This window comes from Exiguobacterium sp. s11, from assembly GCF_018619015.1.
Classification (GTDB): domain Bacteria; phylum Bacillota; class Bacilli; order Exiguobacteriales; family Exiguobacteriaceae; genus Exiguobacterium_A; species Exiguobacterium_A indicum.
The window spans coordinates 241,541-254,413 of sequence record NZ_JACSNF010000001.1 but is presented as its reverse complement, the minus strand read 5'-3'; the positions used below and the strand labels follow the sequence as shown (position 1 = coordinate 254,413).

At 47.1% G+C, this 12,873-nt stretch carries 20 protein-coding genes and 1 pseudogene; 12 read left to right on the top strand and 9 right to left on the bottom strand.

Translation table 11 applies throughout. The annotated features are described in order from the left end of the window. Positions 1 to 36 precede the first annotated feature (36 nt). Entirely contained in the window at positions 37 to 573 is a 537-nt protein-coding gene (locus tag KNQ12_RS01585) for a PadR family transcriptional regulator (protein WP_174316361.1), read from the top strand. 1 nt (position 574) lies between these two features. Continuing rightward, positions 575 to 1,039 (top strand): DUF4188 domain-containing protein, encoded by a 465-nt coding sequence (locus KNQ12_RS01580; RefSeq protein ID WP_214745952.1) that lies wholly within the window; start codon positions 575 to 577, stop codon positions 1,037 to 1,039. A 35-nt stretch (positions 1,040 to 1,074) separates the two neighbouring features. Here KNQ12_RS01580 and KNQ12_RS01575 read toward each other — a convergent pair whose 3' ends face one another. Further along, positions 1,075 to 1,233: a DUF1272 domain-containing protein gene (locus KNQ12_RS01575; protein WP_081637378.1), complete on the bottom strand. Its 159-nt coding sequence runs from the start codon at positions 1,231 to 1,233 to the stop codon at positions 1,075 to 1,077. 136 nt (positions 1,234 to 1,369) lie between these two features. Between KNQ12_RS01575 and KNQ12_RS01570 the strand changes: the two genes are divergently transcribed. Genes KNQ12_RS01570 through KNQ12_RS01560 form a run of 3 tightly spaced genes read left to right on the top strand, consistent with a single transcriptional unit; the run spans position 1,370 to position 3,208 of the window. Then, a complete protein-coding gene (locus tag KNQ12_RS01570; protein ID WP_050678021.1) occupies positions 1,370 to 1,795 on the top strand; it encodes an Lrp/AsnC family transcriptional regulator in 426 nt (141 codons plus the stop codon). Further along, positions 1,792 to 2,550 (top strand): aminoglycoside phosphotransferase family protein, encoded by a 759-nt coding sequence (locus KNQ12_RS01565; RefSeq protein ID WP_214745949.1) that lies wholly within the window; start codon positions 1,792 to 1,794, stop codon positions 2,548 to 2,550. The genes KNQ12_RS01570 and KNQ12_RS01565 overlap by 4 nt, the downstream gene beginning before the upstream one ends. A 25-nt stretch (positions 2,551 to 2,575) precedes the next feature. Continuing rightward, a complete protein-coding gene (locus KNQ12_RS01560) occupies positions 2,576 to 3,208 on the top strand; it encodes a Type 1 glutamine amidotransferase-like domain-containing protein (protein WP_174316358.1) in 633 nt (210 codons plus the stop codon). Here KNQ12_RS01560 and KNQ12_RS01555 read toward each other — a convergent pair. Next, positions 3,201 to 3,413, bottom strand: a complete 213-nt coding sequence (locus tag KNQ12_RS01555; protein ID WP_214747334.1) for a hypothetical protein — start codon at positions 3,411 to 3,413, stop codon at positions 3,201 to 3,203. The genes KNQ12_RS01560 and KNQ12_RS01555 overlap by 8 nt on opposite strands. A gap of 14 nt (positions 3,414 to 3,427) precedes the next feature. Between KNQ12_RS01555 and KNQ12_RS01550 the strand changes: the two are divergent. The 4 genes and pseudogenes from KNQ12_RS01550 to KNQ12_RS01535 form a co-directional block, all read left to right on the top strand. Continuing rightward, positions 3,428 to 3,829, top strand: a pseudogene (locus KNQ12_RS01550) (nitroreductase family protein); the annotation flags it as partial. Positions 3,830 to 4,020: 191 nt separating this feature from the next. Next, positions 4,021 to 4,455, top strand: coding sequence for a MarR family winged helix-turn-helix transcriptional regulator (locus KNQ12_RS01545; protein WP_214745943.1), 435 nt, complete (start codon positions 4,021 to 4,023; stop codon positions 4,453 to 4,455). A 59-nt stretch (positions 4,456 to 4,514) separates the two neighbouring features. Continuing rightward, positions 4,515 to 5,498, top strand: coding sequence for a ring-cleaving dioxygenase (locus KNQ12_RS01540; protein ID WP_214729430.1), 984 nt, complete (start codon positions 4,515 to 4,517; stop codon positions 5,496 to 5,498). A 54-nt stretch (positions 5,499 to 5,552) separates the two neighbouring features. Beyond that, entirely contained in the window at positions 5,553 to 6,095 is a 543-nt protein-coding gene (locus KNQ12_RS01535; protein ID WP_023468418.1) for an NADPH-dependent FMN reductase, read from the top strand. Positions 6,096 to 6,152: 57 nt separating this feature from the next. Here the strand turns inward: KNQ12_RS01535 and KNQ12_RS01530 are convergent, their stop codons facing one another. From KNQ12_RS01530 to KNQ12_RS01520, 3 genes are all read right to left on the bottom strand, one after another. Next, positions 6,153 to 6,362: a hypothetical protein gene (locus tag KNQ12_RS01530; RefSeq protein ID WP_023468417.1), complete on the bottom strand. Its 210-nt coding sequence runs from the start codon at positions 6,360 to 6,362 to the stop codon at positions 6,153 to 6,155. Positions 6,363 to 6,437: 75 nt separating this feature from the next. After that, a complete protein-coding gene (locus tag KNQ12_RS01525) occupies positions 6,438 to 6,608 on the bottom strand; it encodes a hypothetical protein (RefSeq protein ID WP_158024752.1) in 171 nt (56 codons plus the stop codon). 12 nt (positions 6,609 to 6,620) lie between these two features. After that, positions 6,621 to 6,965 (bottom strand): DUF2200 family protein, encoded by a 345-nt coding sequence (locus KNQ12_RS01520; RefSeq protein WP_214745940.1) that lies wholly within the window; start codon positions 6,963 to 6,965, stop codon positions 6,621 to 6,623. Between the two features lie 112 nt (positions 6,966 to 7,077). Here KNQ12_RS01520 and KNQ12_RS01515 point away from each other — a divergent pair, with 112 nt between their 5' ends. Beyond that, complete coding sequence (locus tag KNQ12_RS01515) at positions 7,078 to 7,752, top strand: hypothetical protein (RefSeq protein ID WP_214745937.1); 675 nt, start codon at positions 7,078 to 7,080, stop codon at positions 7,750 to 7,752. On the opposite strand, the gene KNQ12_RS01510 is transcribed toward KNQ12_RS01515, so the two are convergent. Both KNQ12_RS01510 and KNQ12_RS01505 read right to left on the bottom strand, forming a co-directional pair. Next, entirely contained in the window at positions 7,753 to 8,781 is a 1,029-nt protein-coding gene (locus tag KNQ12_RS01510) for an ABC transporter permease (protein WP_214745934.1), read from the bottom strand. It lies immediately after the preceding gene. Continuing rightward, entirely contained in the window at positions 8,781 to 9,497 is a 717-nt protein-coding gene (locus tag KNQ12_RS01505; RefSeq protein ID WP_214745931.1) for an ABC transporter ATP-binding protein, read from the bottom strand. Before KNQ12_RS01505 ends, KNQ12_RS01510 begins: the two co-directional genes overlap by 1 nt. Before the next feature lie 153 nt (positions 9,498 to 9,650). Between KNQ12_RS01505 and KNQ12_RS01500 the strand changes: the two genes are divergently transcribed. Then, a complete protein-coding gene (locus KNQ12_RS01500; RefSeq protein ID WP_214745928.1) occupies positions 9,651 to 10,238 on the top strand; it encodes a TetR/AcrR family transcriptional regulator in 588 nt (195 codons plus the stop codon). Beyond that, on the top strand, positions 10,235 to 10,765 hold the full coding sequence (locus KNQ12_RS01495) for a nucleotidyltransferase family protein (protein WP_214745926.1): 531 nt from the start codon (positions 10,235 to 10,237) through the stop codon (positions 10,763 to 10,765). Before KNQ12_RS01500 ends, KNQ12_RS01495 begins: the two co-directional genes overlap by 4 nt. Before the next feature lies 1 nt (position 10,766). Here the strand turns inward: KNQ12_RS01495 and KNQ12_RS01490 are convergent, their stop codons facing one another. Together KNQ12_RS01490 and KNQ12_RS01485 are read right to left on the bottom strand one after the other, a co-directional pair. Further along, positions 10,767 to 12,023: a hypothetical protein gene (locus tag KNQ12_RS01490; RefSeq protein WP_214745923.1), complete on the bottom strand. Its 1,257-nt coding sequence runs from the start codon at positions 12,021 to 12,023 to the stop codon at positions 10,767 to 10,769. Between the two features lie 5 nt (positions 12,024 to 12,028). Further along, positions 12,029 to 12,688, bottom strand: coding sequence for a hypothetical protein (locus tag KNQ12_RS01485; protein ID WP_214775395.1), 660 nt, complete (start codon positions 12,686 to 12,688; stop codon positions 12,029 to 12,031). Positions 12,689 to 12,873 lie beyond the last annotated feature (185 nt).

Here is a 12,873-nt window from a genome sequence, read left to right as displayed (position 1 = left end):
CTAAAAGATAGTATCTTTTAGATATAGGAGGGACCGATGCCTAAAGAAAACATGACTCGTTATGCGATTCTCGGACTTCTTGCAAGTGGATGTACGTCTGGTTATGAGATGAAACATACGATCGACACGAGCTTGAATCACTTTTGGAAAATCAGCTTCGGACAAGTCTATCCGACGCTGAAACGGTTAGAGGCGGAAGGATTGATCGTTGAAGAGGTCACGGATGGGGAACGGAAACAATTCGCTCTGACGAAAAACGGGCATGCGGAGCTCGAGCGGTGGGTCGCTGAACCGTCCGTCGAATTGCCCGTGCAACGGAACGACCTGTTGTTGAAGCTGTACTTCGCTCGACATGCTTCAATAGAGGTCACCTTGCAGAAAATTCAGGAGCACGCTCGATTGCTCGAAGAACGGCTTGAGACGTATCAAGCGATTGATGCGATGATTCGTTCTTATCCTGACTCGAATGATGCCGTCTATTGGTTATTGACGCTTGATTATGGCATTCGGAAGACACGGGCGTTACTCGACTGGTGCGACGCTTCCCTTGAGACCCTTGAAGGAGGAAATTGACATGAAACGGATCATTGCGACTCCGAACAAAGACGTCGTCGTGTTCATCATCGGTTTACGGATCAATCGCCTACGTTCTGTCCGGCAGTGGTTACCGACGGTCCAAGCGATGGGACCGATGCTACAAGAGTGTTATGAAAACGATGTCGGTCTGATTTCGCATGAGTCACTTGTCGGTTGGCGTTCCGTGACGTTGATTCAGTATTGGCGTTCGACGGAAGAATTGATGGCATATGCCCATGGTTCCCGTCATTTGACGGCGTGGAAACGATTCAATCAGAAGGCACGGACATCAGAAGCGGTCGGGATCTTCCATGAGACGTTCGAAGTCAGCAATTATGAGTCGATGTATGTCAATCTTCCAACACGAGGTCTAGCGAAAGCACTCGGGGAGTCGGCGATCAAGCCGTATCAAGAACAAGCAAAAGGGCGCTTAGCCGAGCGGCAATCACAAGAGACGATCTAAATAGACAAAAGACGGGTGCCGAGGCATCCGTCTTTTTAAGTCGCGACTGGTGTGACGGGTTCGAGCATCTCCCCGCAGTTTTGGCAAATATGATCGAGCGTTTTCGTACACGGTTCGCAAAATGTACAAGCGTGCGAGCACTGATAGACCGTCGTTTCAATCGTTTCTTGGCACCGGACACAGGTTGGTTCCATAAGTATCACCTCCTGTTACTAGTATAAGAAAAGCATTTTGATGAGCACAGTAGGAGAACATAGAAAAAGGCTATATTTCCCTTTGATTCCATGTTAATTTGAAGAAAGTGGTTTTAATTAGAAGGGAAGATGAAAAATGGACCAAATTGATCAACAGATTGTCCGGATTCTGCAAGACGATGCCCGGATTCCATGGTCGGAACTCGGACGTCAGATCGGATTATCGGCACCTGCCGTCATCGAACGGGTCCGAAAAATGGAGGACGCGGGAATCATCGAAGGGTTCCGTGCTGTCATTAATCCAGAAGCACTCGCGCAAGGGTTACTCGCGATCGTCATGTTCGAAGAGACACGCTGCGCAGGCTTGATTGAATTTTGTAAAGGACATCCAGAAGTCGTCGAGTGTCACCGCCTGACCGGTAGTTATAACTTCATGGTCAAGTTGCAAACCGCGTCCGTTGCAACACTGGAACGTTTTCTCGATGATGCATCGGTCTACGGCAAACCGTCGACCTGGATTCGGCTGTCGACGCCAGTGCCGTTCACGGGATATACGGTATGACGGAAGCGACACGTGTACGGATCGAACAACTGACGGGGGATATCGAGTACATCGAACAACTCGGTGAGCAAGGGGGAACAGCGACGGTCTACCGGGTTGAAACGAAAACAGGAAAATACTTACTCAAGACTGCTACGAAAGCGAGGTACCAGGAATGGCTCGCAGAAGAAGCAGTCGTCTTAGAAGAATGGATGCAACGAGAACCGGGGTTCCTACCTGAGTACGTCGGCTTTTTAAAGACGGAACAGCAAAGCCATCTCTTGATGCAGTGGCGAGACGGGATAACGTTGACGACAGCTTTAAGACAGGCGACAAGCGAGCGACGGATCCAGCTGTGGCAAGCATTCGGGACATATCTTTTTCATTTTCATCAACGAGCGACAGGAGGAACGTCACAGGAATGGTTAACGGAACGACTTGTGACAGCGGAACGTTATGTCACATCTGTTTGGACGTCCGGCACGATGGATTTACTGAAACAACTAAAGTCCTCCTGTCCGGAGCCGATAACTGCCAGTTGGATTCATGGCGACTGTACGACAGACAATCTGTTGGTCGCGACGGACGGAAAGCTCTCGTTCATAGATGTCGGAGCGATGAGACCGGGCGATCGGCGGTATGATATCGCTCTCGCCATCAGTCCAATCATCAATGATCCGGTAGCACTCGATGCCTTTTATGAAGGCTATCGCTTTGAGCGACTAACTACACGAGAATTTGATTATTACGAACACGGACTGTATTCCTTTTTCTAAAAAGTCGCTGCAAAGGAGAAAAAAGATGAACCTCATGCTAATCGGAGGCGGTCAACTGGTTGCTCCGTCTCATCAATTCATCAATCGGCATGTCGTTCAACTGACGAAACACGCACCACATATCGTCTTCCTGCCGACGGCAAGTCGAGATGAATTGCTATACCAACAACAATTTCGAGATACATATGAAGCAATTGGAGCGATTGTCTCGATCGTCACTCTGTTTGACGACGAACAATCCATGGAGACGCAACGACGACTAATAGAAAATGCCGACATTCTTTATGTCGGTGGTGGCAATTATCCGTTACTCGTCAAGACTTTTGCTGTAAAAGGCATGGATGTATTGCTTGAACAAGCCATCAAGCGTGGAACGTGGTACGTCGGTGTCAGCGCTGGAGCGATCTATGCGATGGAATACGGAATCCGTACGAGTGAGGACGGAACGGACTATTACCTGGATACGGGGCAAGGTTGGCTGAGTGGTTGTCTCTGTCCACACTTGAACCAGGAAAAACGGGCAACCCGTTTTCAGGAACACGTGTCTCAAATGAATCACGCGATCGGATTACCTGACGATACGGCGTATATTCTTTCTGGGACCGATTATTATCGATTAGGCGAAGGACACGCGTTGTATGGATGTTACATTAAGTGAACGTTAGCGTCTCGAACTCTAGGAGTGTCATCTTCTTCGATAGTCGTTTCGGATTCGGTAAGTGACAGATGAATTCAAGACTATTGCCATCCGGATCATTGAAATGCAGTTTGGCATGGGCGTAATCCGTATGTGTCATCACGAAGAAGGGCTCATCTGGTCCAAATCCAAATGCAGCGCGTGGTTCGATTTGACGCTCGCGCAACCAATTCGGAGCATAATGAACAGGACATGCATTTTGACGCGCCTTACATCAACCATATGATGCAGGACGTGATCGGATTAACGCCTGAAGCACAGAAAGGTCGTCATTCATTTTATCGTCAGTTCCAGGAAGCCGACTTCGATCTTGTGTCATCAAAGCGTGCCATGCGGGATTGGTCGGCAAAACAAACATACATTGCGCTCGGTAACATGATGACCAGTGCGGCACAAATCGGGATTGATTCGTGTCCAATCGAAGGGTTCGACCAACAAGCTATCGAACAGCTGTTACGTGAAGAAGGACATTTGACGGACAATCTGAATGTCGCAGTCATGGCAGCGTTCGGTTACCGAAATGCAGCACCGGCGCATGCGCAAACGCGTCAAGCCATCGCTGATCTCGTTGATTGGGTCTAATATTCAAGCTATTTTAAAAACTATGTGATTCATCCCATCTGAGCCGAAATTTTTCTTCGGCTCAGTTTTTTGTTTACTAGGCATCATGGTCATATAAATAATCATCAAAACAGTTGACGAACAAAAATCGGGATGGTATATTTATCTCGAATTAAAGATATATGAATTGAAGATAAAAAGGGGTGAACGAAATGACTCCACCGAATCCGAACTTGAAAGCATTGACGGTCATGGTGCGCGCAGTTGATGCGTTACATGAAGTCATCAAGAAGGATGTTGCGCAATGGGGGTTGAACCCGACGGATTTTTCGGTTCTTGAGTTGCTGTTTCACAGAGGCAGGCAACCGATTCAATTGATTGGGAAAAAAGTCTTGATCACGAGCAGTAGCATCACCTATGTCATCGATAAGCTCGAAAAGAAGAATTACGTTGTCCGAAAAGCATGTCCAGAGGATCGGCGTGTGACATTTGCGGAACTGACCTCTGAAGGACACCAACTGATGGAAGCTATTTTTCCAAAGCACGAGCAAGCAATCAATCAAGTATTTCAAGGAATAGCCCCGTCAGAACTCGAAGCATTCATCGAGACAGCCAAAACGATCGGCTATCAAGCAAAAAAACAATAAAAATTTTTTAGACTGATATCTCGAATTCGAGATAATAACCATTAAAGGAGCGATTTTTCATGAATGAATTAAAAGGAATCCACCACGTGACGGCGATTACGAGCAGTGCCGAGAAAAACTATGACTTCTTTACGAACGTCCTAGGAATGCGATTGGTCAAGAAGACCGTCAATCAGGATGACATCCAGACGTATCACTTATTTTTCGCCGATGATAAAGGATCTGCCGGCACGGATATGACGTTCTTTGATTTCCCTGGTATCCAAAAGGGGTCACACGGAACGAATGAAATCTTCAAGACGGCGTTCCGTGTCCCAACGGATGCGGCACTCGAATACTGGATTAAACGCTTTGACAAATACGACGTCAAGCACCGTGGTATCAAAGAACAATTCGGTAAGCAGACGCTCTCGTTCGTCGATTTCGATGAGCAACAATACATGTTGATCTCTGACGAGCATAATCAAGGTGTCGCTTCCGGCACACCGTGGCAAAACGGTCCGGTACCCCTCGAGTTCGCGATCACGGGACTCGGTCCAATTCACATCCGGATCGCGGAGTTCGACAATTTAAAAGCGGTACTCGAACAAGCGATGTTGATGCGCGAAGTCGATCAAGCTGGTTCCCTGCACTTGTTCGAAATGGGCGAAGGAGGAAACGGTGCCCAAGTCATCGTTGAGCATAACGTCGTTCTACCAAGCGGACGTCAAGGATTCGGAACGGTCCACCACGTCGCTTTCCGCGTTGAAGATACGGCTGCCTTACAGGAATGGATCGAGCGGATGCAACAGCTTCGCTTCAACACATCCGGTTACGTCGATCGCTTCTTCTTCGAGTCACTTTATGCTCGTGTTGCGCGCGGTGTTTTGTTCGAATGGGCAACGGATGGTCCTGGTTTCATGGGTGACGAGCCGTACGAAACGGTCGGGGAGAAATTGTCGTTACCACCATTCCTCGAGCCGCAACGAGAACAGATCGAACAAATGGTCCGTCCGATCGATACGGTCCGGAGTACGCGCAAGATCGAAAAAGAATACCTATAAGAGAACATTACGATAACGTAACTAACCGCATCTAAACAAGAGGAGGAAATGAAAATGGAGAAATTAAACATTGGTATCATCTTAGGATCCACACGTGAAGGACGCCTCAGCCCACAAGTCGGGAACTGGGTCAAACAACTCGCGGATCAACGGGGGGATGCGAACTATACGATTCTTGATATCGCCGACTACAAATTACCACTCCTAGGTGAAAAGGACGGGGATGCGTCAGGTGCTGCTGATTGGTCGAAGGATGTCGCGGCACAAGACGGATTCGTCTTCATCGTCCAGGAATACAACCACTCAATCGCAGCGTCACTCAAGAATGCGCTCGATTATTTACGCGTCGAATGGAACAATAAAGCGGCAGGGATCGTCTCTTACGGTTCCGTCGGTGGAGCGCGGGCAGCAGAACACCTGCGCGGTATCCTCGGTGAATTATTGATTGCCGATGTCCGGGTGCATCCGGCGTTATCCTTGTTCACTGATTTCGAGAACGGATCGGTCTTAAAAGCGGCAGCTGTTCAAGAAACATCGGTCAACCAAATGCTCGATCAAGTCATTCCGTGGGCAACGGCGTTAAAAACAATCCGCTAATTAGTTACTATAAAAACCCCTCATTTCATCTCGAAATGAGGGGTTTTTGGATGGCTGTTACGTACAACACGACGTGACGCGGCGCAGATCCTTTTCTTGAATGTAAAGCGTGTGTTGGCGGACTTTATAAGGTATGTCAGCCGCTTGAAGACGTTCGAGATAGTGACCCGTTGGAGCGACCGTCCATTTTACATACGACGTCGCAGCATTCGGTGATGCGAGACAGGTGAGCAATAAAAGTGGAAGAATCCATTTTCGAAGTTTCAAGCGTATACCCCCTTCATTATTTCAAATACTGTATTAATGATTTTATTGTTAAAATCAAAAACTAAAAATCACGACTCACGTCAGCAAAAAATAACTGACCATCAAGCCGACCAACAGACCACTAAAAACAAGTCGATAGACGGGGGAACGATGGGTTCCTTTGTTTCGTTTAACTTGATAGACGATGAAATAGGTCACACTGGTCACCATGACGAGGATCGCCAGTGTGCTGAGTAAAGTAGACATCAGCATTCCTCCTTATCGTAGGATTTTAGATAACGCTTTTCCTTTCGCCAGTTCGTCGACGAGTTTGTCGAGAATCCGGATGTTACGAATGAGCGGATCCGTTAGATGTTCCACACGAATCCCGCAGATGACGCCAGTGACTAAAAAACGACGTTCATTCAGGGCGGGTGCGTGCTCGAAAAAGGCTGCGACGTTTTGGGTTTGTATGGCTTGTTCAAGAGTTGGTTTCGTGTGTCCGGTCAACCAGAACAGCACGTCATCGAGTTCCTCTTGTGTCCGTTGCTTACGTTCGACTTTTTGACGGTATACCTGATACAGCTGCAACATCGGCATTTGAAATACTTTTTCGTAACTCATCTGAATCGCCTCCTTTCATGGTAACATATGGGAAAAGATCTTGTGTCACGGATTTCAATTCGGTTTGGAGGTGTAGGATGAAATGAGACGTCGAATCATTGGAATGACTTTCATGACGTGCCTAGTACTATTTTTAGGCGTCGTAGGTGTAAAACTATCGTATCAGGCATTGATCGATCCACCGATTGATCAATCGACAGGAAACTGGGTACGTGTTCCGAGTACGATTTTACCGACTAAAAAGGTCATCTATGCGAAAAAAGAGCAAATCATCAAACAACTGGATTCTTCAAAAAGCGGGCATGAAGGATATCGGAAGGAACCTAAAAAGAAAAAACCGATTGAGCTTGGACGAGGTTTCTTGACGGATGCGATCAATCAAATCGCTCGTGTGACTCCTTGGATGGTCGCTTTAGTGATCATCTTCTATCTGTATCGTCGACAACGATTCAACCGCATGCAGTGGTCATTCCCATCGTTACATCAAAGGAAGCGAACCGCTTTATCGCTTCCGTTAACGCCTGAAGTCCAGTTCTCCTTAGAAGACAGTCTCCTTGAATCGGAAATTCGTGAAGCAGTGCGCGCGTTCAATCGGTCACTTGCTCCAGCGCAACAGCGACGGACACATGAGACGCTGACGGAGTGGTTAACACGTTTAGAGGTCGCGGTTCCGTATGAGATGTATCAGCTCGTTCGGTATGCCGACGTGGCAGAACAGACACTTGATCCTTCTCGACGGACTGTTTTCCTTGAACAGCTTAAGCAAAATCAGACACGGCTCGTGTAATCAGCCGTGTCTTTTTTGGTGTCCGCGATACTTGTTAAGGGCGAGCATATTTAAGAGGAACAGTGCTGCACCATAAAGAAATAGTCCGAGCCAGTACGGCCAGATGCTTGACCAACCGTTGCCGTAGACGAGCACCTCCTTGATCGCGCTCGCTCCGTAGAAAATCGGGGTGATATATCCGATGTTACCGAGTCCATACGGGATTAAATCAAGCGGAATCAAGCCCGAGAAGAAAATCTGCGGAATGATCGTAAAGGGAATCAACTGGACGACTTGTAATTCAGACTGAGCAAAGATTGAAATCGTTGCGCCGAACAAGACTGCGACGACGGCAAGTCCAAGCATCGTCAGAAAGACCCAGATGATCGAGCCTTCAGATGGTAAGTCAAGAACGGTCGTCGCGTACAGGACGACAAGAATTGCCTGGATGGAAGCGAAGACGCTATAGCCGAGCGTATAGCCGAAGATGACGTCGGTTTGGCGAATTGGTGTCATCATCAATCGCTCGAGCGTGCCGCCACCGCGTTCCTTGACGAGTGCCATTGCCGATAAGATAAAGACGAAAAAGAAGGAGAACAAGGATAAAAAGACGAAACCAAGCGCATCAAAGGTCGATTGATCGACATTTCCGTAAAGATAGTTCGTCTCGAGTTGCATCGTCGGCTGCAGGGTCGCCAGTCCAGCTTGAATCTCACGTAACGCTTTTGAACTTTTCGTTGAAGGTTCGCGGAGGTTCAACGCTAGCTGATTGTCTTTCACGTCTAAGACGACATCGACCGTTTCATGGTCCTTGAGATAGGCGTCAGCATCACTACCGCTATAAGCTTTAATCGTTAAATCTTGTTTTTCAATCGCTTGTGATACTGGAGCCGGAACATCTTGACCGATGGCGACGACAGGCGTGTAATCATCGTTTCCAAGTAGAAAATAGATCAAGGTGAAGATTAATAATGGAGCAAGTAAAATCAGTCCGACGCTTCGTTTATCGTTCAACGTTTGACGGATGACCCGTCGCGCGAGTTGCCACATCACGTCACGTCCTTTCCAGCGAGCAGGAACAGTTCCTCGACTTGACCGTTTTCCGTTTGTGCGAGCAAACGGTCGAGCGGATCGTAGGCGATGATCCGACCGTTATAGATTAGTGCCGCCCGATCGCATTCGTTGATTTCATCCATGACGTGGGTCGAGACGACAATCGTTGTACCTTGCGCACGAATCGCTTGGAATTGATTCCAAATCTGGCGGCGTAACACGGGATCAATCCCGACGGTCGGCTCATCCAGGAATAAGACGGTCGGACGATGTAAGATTGAGATGGCGAGGGACAATCGTTTCTTCATCCCGCCGGAATAATGGCGAACGAGCTTTTTTTGATCATTCGTTAAATCGACGAGTGTCAAGACCTCCTCGATTCGTTTTGCTAAATCCTGACGGGACATGTTGTATAAGGAACCGAAAAATTGCAGGTTCGCAAGCCCCGATAAATCCTCATACAAAGCATCGTTTTGTGGCATGAAACCAATCTGCGATAACATCTTGAAGCTTGGCATCGAAGTGTCACCAATCTGAATCGAACCTGCGTCTGCCTGGATCGCACCAATCATCAAACGAATCAGTGTCGTCTTACCAGAACCTGACGGACCGAGCAAGCCACAAATCTCACCGGACGGAATCAAAAGATCAATCTGTTGGAGGACGGTCTGCTGATGAAACGATTTCGATACACCGTGTAGTCGTAAATCCATCCTATTTCCCTCCTTTTATAAAATAATTATTGAACAACGTGTTGATTAATTTCATTATAAAAGGGATAGAAATTGGGAGCAATGACCAGTTGACGTCTATCTGTCGCTTAAGCGACACATTCCGACAAACTGTTGAAGAAAGAGGCGAATTCGATGAAAAAACAGGATTTACGCGTTATCCGGACCGACCGGAGGATACGCGAGACGTTCCTTCAGCTGATCGACGAAGTCGGTTTTGACGCCGTGACGATTAAGTTGTTGACGGAACGGGCGGAAGTCAATCGCGGGACGTTCTACCATCATTACGCGGATAAATACGAACTGCTCGAGCGGATGACGAATGAGGTTTTTGAAAAGATCGAAGCGACGTTCGAACGCGAGATTCCGTTCGTCCTGATCAACAAAACAGAGGACTCACCGTACCGACGCATCATTCCGTTTCTGACGTTTCTTTATGAACACCGAACGCTGATGCGGATCTTACTCAGTCCGACGAGTGACGGGATGTTTCGGAAGCGGGTCCGTGATTACATGCAACAGATTCTGTTCTCGGGACTATCGGAACAAGGAGAACGGCTCGTTCCAGAAAATTATCTCATTGCCTATCTCTCAGCCGCCCATCTCGGTGTCATCGAATCCTGGTTGAGCCACCCAAATGAGACATCACCGGATGAAATTGCGCGAATCATCTTTACGATTTCGATGGAAGGACCGTTTCGAGCAGCGGGGTTCCGACGATGAGTCTTGAGCAAGTGTTAGTAAAAGTCGTCGCGTGTTTGCAGCAAGAACGGATTCATTTTGGTATCGGTGGTTCATTATTGTTGGCGCAGCATGGACTTCCTGTCACTCCTCTCGACATTGATCTCGTCGTCGCATTAGCGGACGCCGAACGGGCAGTCCTATTGTTATCTGAGATGGGAACTGTCCTTGAACAAGACGAGACGTCACTTTACGCGACGGAAGTGTTCCAGGAATTTATCATTGAAGGAATCGATATCGATTTGATGAGCGGACTGCAGATTCGTCATGGTGAGGGCGTGTTCGTCTATCCGTTTGCTGAACAATCGATCGATTCAGCTGGACGTCCGTTCATGTCACTCGTTGATTGGTATGTCATTTATCAACTGATTCCAGGACGGGAACAAAAGGTCGCGATGATTGAGCACTGTCTTGCTAAGCAGGAAGCTGACCGAGAACGACTGGAACAGCTGAGACGACTCGTTCTTCCAAAAGCAATAAGGAATCGGATAGATCAATGGCTGAACTGACTCATAAGTCGCGCAATAAAACGACTTCGTTCGTTGCCGGTAAGTAAGCATGATTTGAATCGAGCAAGCCACAAAGAACGTAGTGACCTTTTGAAGCGTCAAACACATAACGCGGTGTGAGCAAAAGGTACGGACGTAATGCATTGAAAATGACATCTTGCTGATCATCCTCGAGCTCCGGTGGAGTATCGGATGCGAGCGCGGTATGGAGTTCCTGATCGTCGGTCAAGCTAATCCAGTCAAGTGTCTTTTCGTCAAGGAGAATCGTGACGCGTCGCTGCTGATCAACATAGGACGTCGGATGCGTGCGTGACAACGTGACAGCAAGGTAAGGGTGTTGCCGGTAAATGTACCGAATCATCCATTGTCCGGAATCGGCAGGGTACTCGTTTTGAATGATGTCTTTGATTAAGGTACGACAATCGTTTATCGTCTCCTGTGGAATCGGATGAAAATCCGGATGTTCGATCTGTCTGATCACGTCATTCGCCGTCACGGTTTCTCCAGATTGATCCGGATGCCGTCTATGCGTCTTAGACGGTAAACCTGTCCAAGATAACACATCATTCACTTCGATAGAGGACGTGAAATCTAGTTTACTTGGAACAAGGATAGCCCCTTCTTGCGTCATGAACGTCTCGGCGACGGTGTGAGCGTATTGATGTCCTGTTTTAGGGTAGGAAAACCATTTTATTTGTTGTTTGGTTAGCGATTCGATGTCCTCAAGTGTTAAGGCGAAAGATTCCTGATTCACATGATGATCAAGCGGATGAGGGCCATATAGGAACAACTCATCAAGTTGACCATTTTCCGTTAATGTCAGATGGATGAAGCAACCGGGAGAAAGCCGAATCCCGTCGTGACAACTCACATAACTGAAAAATGTTTCGTCGTCTTCTTCGAGCATGAAATGCGTGTCATGGATCATGCCGGTCTCTGACTCGAGCCAAGCGATCCGAGTGGTTGGATCACGTAAATCGTCAGGCACAGAATGAAGAGAGGTCGGACCATGTAAGGATAACGTCGTCGTATGCTTCGTGACAGGATTTATCGCGATCTGTACAGTTCCTTCAGGAAGCATCGTGCCATCTTCTTCCTCAATAATTGATGTACCGCGCGGAATCCAAAACGTTTCAAAAGAGTAGGCGGTTTGATCGTTCTTTTTGTTTTGCGTGTAGGACGATTCATGAAGCACATAATCGGTTAAACGATATTTCTCGAGCATATATTCAGTCAGTTGTTTCGTTAAAGTATCCAAGGGATTCACTCCTTTTCTTGTACGTCTTCAGTATCGTCATCTAAAGTCGGAATGACGAAGTCAGGTAAGGTTTGGAATAAGCGATCGGCTGTCTCGAAAAATGGTTGATTTGAGACAATATTGACGACATCTGCATCGTAGCTGAACGCAAAGACGGACATATTTTCCTGCATAGAGATAATGACCGTTTTTTCTGGTCGTTCGGAGTGGTAGTGCGTTCGGTATTCAATCCGAAAGACATTTGGTGTGGTCGACCAGATAACGAGATCATTCCAACTCGCGTGGGGATGGATGTAAGAATACAATCGTTGAAAGTCTTCGGCATGCTTCAGTTCAGCGACGATGAAACGTTTGTCCGCAAGTGGTGTCAAATCGTTGTATGTAATTGAACAAAAGCGACATAACGCTTCAAACTCTTCTTCGTCATAACGATTCACCTCTACACAGACGAATAGTGGGAAAGCTTGTAATCGATGAAACCACTCTTCAAGAAATGAACTTTCAAACGAGGAGGATTCATCGTCTGGATTCGTAAAGATGCTAAAAGCTGACGTGTAGTCTTGTTCGATGACGAAGCGCAGATTATCAGGGTCTGAAAAATCATTTGGAATCAACTGATGATCATCATCGTAATAATAAGGCATGTACTCGAATGTTAATTGCAACGTATTCACCTCTGTTTCGTACGTTCAGTGTAACGTGAATCTATTAAAAATGAAGGGTTATTGAAAATTATTACATAATTGTAAGGCGGGAAAATTTAGACTATTGCATTATGATAGTAGATTAAATATAAGATGCATTGAAACATAAGTGAAAACAACATGTCAGGTTTTAATCTATCTATAAA